Origin of the sequence: uncultured Ellagibacter sp., assembly GCF_934636505.1 — a bacterium.
In the GTDB taxonomy this organism is placed as follows: domain Bacteria; phylum Actinomycetota; class Coriobacteriia; order Coriobacteriales; family Eggerthellaceae; genus Ellagibacter.
The window spans coordinates 1-5,557 of the sequence record NZ_CAKUAL010000098.1; the positions used below are offsets into that span (position 1 = coordinate 1).

At 62.2% G+C, this 5,557-nt stretch carries 5 protein-coding genes; all 5 read right to left on the reverse strand.

Translation table 11 applies throughout. The features are described 5' to 3' along the window. Nucleotides 1–803 (reverse strand): transketolase C-terminal domain-containing protein (locus tag Q0G18_RS08810; protein ID WP_297152134.1); only part of this gene is annotated, 803 nt, incomplete at its 3' end. Next, the gene (locus tag Q0G18_RS08815) at nucleotides 796–1,635 is read right to left on the reverse strand and encodes a transketolase (RefSeq protein ID WP_297152137.1); all 840 of its coding nucleotides are present in this window, start codon (nucleotides 1,633–1,635) and stop codon (nucleotides 796–798) included. The genes Q0G18_RS08815 and Q0G18_RS08810, both read right to left, overlap by 8 nt. 13 nt (nucleotides 1,636–1,648) lie before the next feature. Then, nucleotides 1,649–2,746 carry a peptide chain release factor 2 gene (gene prfB, locus Q0G18_RS08820; protein ID WP_158048946.1) on the reverse strand — a complete coding sequence of 366 codons (1,098 nt, stop codon included), beginning with the start codon at nucleotides 2,744–2,746 and terminating at the stop codon, nucleotides 1,649–1,651. A gap of 181 nt (nucleotides 2,747–2,927) precedes the next feature. After that, on the reverse strand, nucleotides 2,928–4,289 hold the full coding sequence (locus Q0G18_RS08825; protein WP_297152142.1) for an AAA family ATPase: 1,362 nt from the start codon (nucleotides 4,287–4,289) through the stop codon (nucleotides 2,928–2,930). Nucleotides 4,290–4,640: 351 nt separating this feature from the next. Next, nucleotides 4,641–5,557: SEC-C metal-binding domain-containing protein (locus Q0G18_RS08830; RefSeq protein WP_297152145.1), on the reverse strand; the 917-nt coding region annotated here is incomplete at its 5' end.

Below are 5,557 nucleotides of genomic sequence, written 5' to 3' on the forward strand. Positions count from 1 at the left end.
AGGCCACCGTGCACGCTGTGCTCCTCGGCGACCACGCAGCAACCCGTCTTCGCGACGCTTGCCGTGATGGTGTCCTCGTCGAGCGGCTTCACCGAGAACGCGTCGATGACCTCGACGGACACACCTTCCTCGGCGAGCATGTCGGCCGCCGCAAGCGCCTCGCGGATTTCCACGCCGCAGGCGACGACGGTCACGTCGGAGCCCTCACGCAGCACATAGGCGCGGCCGAGCTCGAGCTCGACGTCGTCATCGTAGACGCAGGGCACAGCGGCGCGGCCCATGCGCACGTACACCGGACCCGGCGTCTTCGCGGCGAGCTTGATGGCAGCGCGCGCGGCAGCGTAGTCGGCGGGAACGAGCACGCGCATGTTGGGCAGGCCGCGCATAAGCGAGATGTCCTCGAGCATCTGATGCGATCCGCCGTCGGGACCGACCGAGACGCCCGCGTGCGTCGGGCAGATCTTCACATCGAGGTTGCTATAGCACACGGTGTTGCGAATCTGGTCGTAAGCACGGCCGGTACCGAACACGGCGAAGGACCCCGTGTAGGCGACATGACCCGTAAGAGCAAGACCAGCTGCCACGTCGATCATGTTCTGCTCGGCGATACCGCAGTTGAAAAGCTTGTCGGCGTTCTCAGGCGAGGCAGCAGCGAACTTCTTGGTGGTGGTGGAACCGGTGAGGTCAGCGTCGACCGCGACGACGGGCACGCCCTCCTCCGCAAGTTCGGCGAGCGTCGCACCGAAGGCGGCGCGAGTCGCGAGTTTCTTTTCGGCCATTTCGGCGCTTGCGAGCTTAACCACGGCAAACCTCCTCATCACGCGCCGCTTCAAGCTCGGCGAGCGCGGCTTCAAGCTGCTCGGCGGACGGCGCCTTGCCGTGCCAGCCAGCCTCGTTCTCCATAAACGACACGCCCTTGCCCTTCACCGTCTCGGCGATGACGGCATGGGGCTTCCCGTCGCGAGAGCTCTTGCAGGCGGTGAGCACCTCGATGAGCGCGTCGATGTCATGGCCGTTGACGTGATGGACGTCCCATCCGAACGCCTCGAACTTCACACCCAGATCCTCAGGGCTGCACACCTCGGTCACCTTGCCGTCGATCTGCAGGCCGTTGTGGTCGATGATGGCCGTGAGGTTGTCGAGCTTGCGGTGCGCGGAGAACATAGCTGCCTCCCACACCTGGCCTTCCTCGCATTCGCCGTCGCCGAGAAGCGCGAAGACCGATCCTTCCTTGCCGTCGAGTGCAAGGCCGCACGCCGTGCCTGCGGCGATGGAGAGGCCCTGGCCCAAGGAGCCCGTGGACACCTCAACGCCCGGGCAAAGGTTGCAGTCGGGATGGCCCTGCAGGCGCGTTCCCAGCTTGCGAAGCGTCATAAGCTCCTCAACGGGGAAGTAGCCCGCGTGCGCGAGCGCGGCGTAGAGCGCTGGCGCCGCATGGCCCTTCGCCAGGAAGAACCAGTCGCGACCCTCCATCTTGGGATTTTTCGGGTCGTGCTTGAGCACGCCGCCGAAGTACAGCGACGTCAAGATGTCGGTGCACGACAGCGATCCCCCCGGATGCCCGCTTTTCGCTTCCGCGATCATGCGCAGAATGTCGCAGCGCAGATCTGTCGCCACACGCGTAAGGTCGGTCATTGCAGTCCTTTCTTTATTGCGAAACTCGCCACTTGTGATAACCGATCACGAATTGCTCGATATCGCCCGCGAGCACAGCGTCGACATTGCTCGTCTCAACGCCGCTGCGCAGGTCTTTCACCAGCTGATAAGGATACAACACATAATTGCGAATTTGGCTGCCGAACGAGTTTTCCATGCGCTCGCCGCGCAGCTCGTCAATCTGCTCCTCGCGCTTGCGCTGCTCGATTTCGTAGAGCTTGGCGCGCAGCACGCGGAAGGCGGATTCCTTGTTCTGCAGCTGCGATTTCTCGTTTTGACAGGTCACAACGATTCCTGTGGGAATATGGGTCAGGCGCACGGCGGAGTCGGTCGTGTTCACGCACTGCCCGCCGGGGCCGCTTGAGCGGTACACATCGACGCGCACGTCGGCGGGGTTCAAGTCGACCTCGATATCATCGGGAAGCACGGGGAGCACCTCCACGCTTGCGAACGTGGTGTGGCGGCGCTTCTTGTCGTCGGTCGGAGAGATGCGCACAAGGCGGTGGACGCCGTTCTCGCTTGTGAGCATGCCGTAGGCGTTTCGCCCCTCGATCTGGATAGTCGCCTTGTCAAGGCCGATGCCCTCGCCGGGAACCGCATCGAGCACGGTGACTTTCCAGCCCTTGTCCTCGGCGTAGTGCAAATACATCTTGTAGAGCATCTCGGTCCAGTCCTGCGCCTCGAGCCCGCCCGATCCCGGGTTGACCGACAGAATAGCGTCGCCCGCGTCGAAGCGGCCGGAGAACCACGAGGAGACTTCAAGCCCGTCGAGCTCCTCGTCGAGCTTTGCGAGCAGGGATTTTGCTTCCTCGGCGAACGACTCGTCTTCGTCTGCGAGCTCCGCCGCCGCGCGCACGTCGTCGAGCAGCGCACAGGCGCCGTCGTATTCGGCGATGACATCGCGCAAGTTCGACGCCTGCTTCGAGACGCTTTGCGCGCGCGACGCGTCGTCCCAAAAGCCCGGCGAGGCGATTTGGGCGTCGAGCCTCTGCAGCTCGACCGTCTTGTCGTCGATGTGCAGGTACGCATGCGAGTCGGCAACGCGCTGGGCGGCGATGTCGATATGTTCTATCAATTCTTTGTCAGCCATAGCTTGTTTATGTTACCAGCAAAAACGCCCACCGTATATGGCGGGGCGCGTCGTGCATAGTTTCTTCGCGGACGGACGCCAGTATGCGGCGGCAGACGGCGGCAGGCGACAGCGGGCGATGGCGAGCGGCCACCGCATCTCTCATCACGCCGGAGCGCCCAATGCACCAGGCGGTACCGCCTCACAGCAGATGCGCCATATACAACGGTAGGCGCACCAGGTCGCCCTCCACCTGCACGGGTTTCGGATGCAGAATATACCGCAGGCCCGCACGCGAGCCGAACTTGGTTTTGAACTTCTCGAGCGATTTCGCGCCATAGCGCTTCGTCGACTTCACCTCGATAGGCGAAACGCGCATGCGCCCGGCGGCATCATCGTAACCGGCCGTGATCAAGAAGTCGATTTCCATGGTGTTTGCGCTGTTCTCGCGGTCGCGCTTCGAGTAGAAGTACAGCCCATGCCCGTTCGAGGCGAGCTGCTGCGCCACCACGTTTTCCGTGAACATGTCCTCGTTGATCTCGAGTTTTCCCAGCAGAATGTCGCGGTAAAGCTCGTGGGGGGTCTCGGCATTGTCGGCGAAAAGCTGGCAGATCAAAAGCCCCGTGTCGGCCATATAGCACTTGAACGTTCCCTCGTCGGCGGTTGCCGCGAGGCCCACCGACGGGTCATCGACACCGATACACGTGGCGCTTATGCACGCATCCGCTAGCCAGAAGAAGGCGTCCGCATAGTCCCTGCTGCGCGCGTTGCTGTCAAGCGAGGACAGCACAAACTTCTTCTCATGGCGCGCCAGCTGGCCGGGCAAGGTCGAGAACACGCGACGGATGCGCAGCGCGTCGGTGCCGCCGAACTTCTCGATGTCGCCGCGGTACAGCGACAAGATATCGCGCTTCACCCTGTCCACTTTTCCGAAATCCTTTTCGGCAACATGCGCATCAACCGCCTGAGGCATGCCTCCGACCAGCATGTATTCGCGGAAAAGCCGTTCCGCTTTGCGATGGATGGCCTCAGGCAGCGGGGTTTTCCCCTCGAAAGAGGTGCGGATGGCCGCGGCGAGCTGATCTTCACCTTCCGCCCAAAGGAACTCTTCGAAGTTCAGCGGATTCAAGCGAAGCGCAGTCTCCTCGGAAGGAATGACGATGCCCTTCACGTTGCGCCGGATGGATATGAGCGAGCCGGTTTCGAGATAGTCGTATCGGCCGTCCGCGACAAGCTGCTTGATGAACTCCCGTGCAGGCGGGAAGCGCTGCACCTCGTCGAACACGATGAGGGAATCTCGGCGCGGCAGCGAAACCCCCGTGAACGCCTGCAGGTACATGAAGAAGGAATCCACGTCCGCACGATAGTCGCGAAACAGCATCTTGAGGTCATCGGACGCTTCGGAGAAGTCTATGACCAGATGGGCGGCGTATTCCCTTTCGGCAAACTCCCTTGCGAGCGTGCTTTTGCCAACGCGACGCGCACCCTCTAAAAGCAGAGCGCGCGCGCCTTTCGACTCGCGCTTCCAGCGAAGAAGATCGTCGTATGCATGGCGTTTGAACATGGCCACCCCTCGCTCCAATTGATGCCAAAATGCCATTCACGCACGAATGGCACGGTGTAACTTGCTCCGAATATACACGAATGGCACGGTCAGCATGTGCAATAGTATACACGAATGGCACGGTGTAACTTGCTCCGAATATACACGAATGGCACGGTTTCGTTGCGATTGAGCGAGGGCATGCCGTGCACAAAAGGCACGAGAAAAAGGCCGCTTCCCTGGGGAAACGGCCTTTTGCAATAAAGCTTGGAGAAAGCGCGGCGGCAACTGCATCTCGCGTCACGCCGAAGCGCCCAATGCAAGGCGGCAGCCTCCGCCTCACAGCAGATGCGCCCTATACAACGGTAGGCGCTAATCCTGGTACATGCCGTGGCACTTCTTGAACTTCTTGCCGCTGCCGCAGGGGCAAGGATCGTTGCGGCCGACGTTCGCGAAGGGGTCGTCTTTGTCCTTGACATACGTCGTGGGCTTCGGCGCGGCGGGCTTGGGAGCTGCTCCGGCCTGGGAGGCCCGCGCTGCTGCCGGCGCCGCCTTGATGTCGGACTCGGTGAGCGCGTCCTCGGGCTTCGAGTAGCTCAAACGGCCCTCGAGCGGATTTCGCTCCTCGGGGATGGGCTCCTGCTTCACGGCGATCTGCAGGCGCAGAAGCGTACGCAGGTAGTCCTCGTACATGCTGGCGGTCAGGCGCTGGAAGGCGGCGTACGCCTCGTTCTTGTACTCGACGAGCGGGTCGCGCTGTGCGAAGGCGCGCAGGCCGATGCCGGTTTTCAGGTAATCCATCTCGGCAAGGTGGGCCATCCAGCGCGTGTCGATGATGCGCAACATGACCTGGCTTTCCAGATTGCGCATCATGTCGGCGCCAAGCAGGTTCTCCTTCTCGGCGTAGATGCCCTCGAGATACTCGGTGAGCGCGTCGGCGACGTTTTCCGGCTCGTCGTCGTGCTCGATCGACGCGACGTGGAAGTCGTTGTTGCCGGTCATGCCGGCGGCCCACGTGTCGACCGCCTTCACGTCCCAGTCGTCGAACGCGGCGCGCTCGGGGCAGTTCTCCTCCACCACGGCGGAGGCGGCGTCGGAGATGATGCCGGGAATGCGGCCGTTCATGTCCTTGCCGTCCAAGATGGAGTTGCGCTCCTCGTAGATCACCTTGCGCTGCAGGTTCATGACGTCGTCGTATTCGAGGACGTTCTTACGCGCGGCGAAGTGCATCGTTTCGACCTGACGTTGCGCGCTCTCGATCGCCTTCGACACCATGGACGCCTGAATGG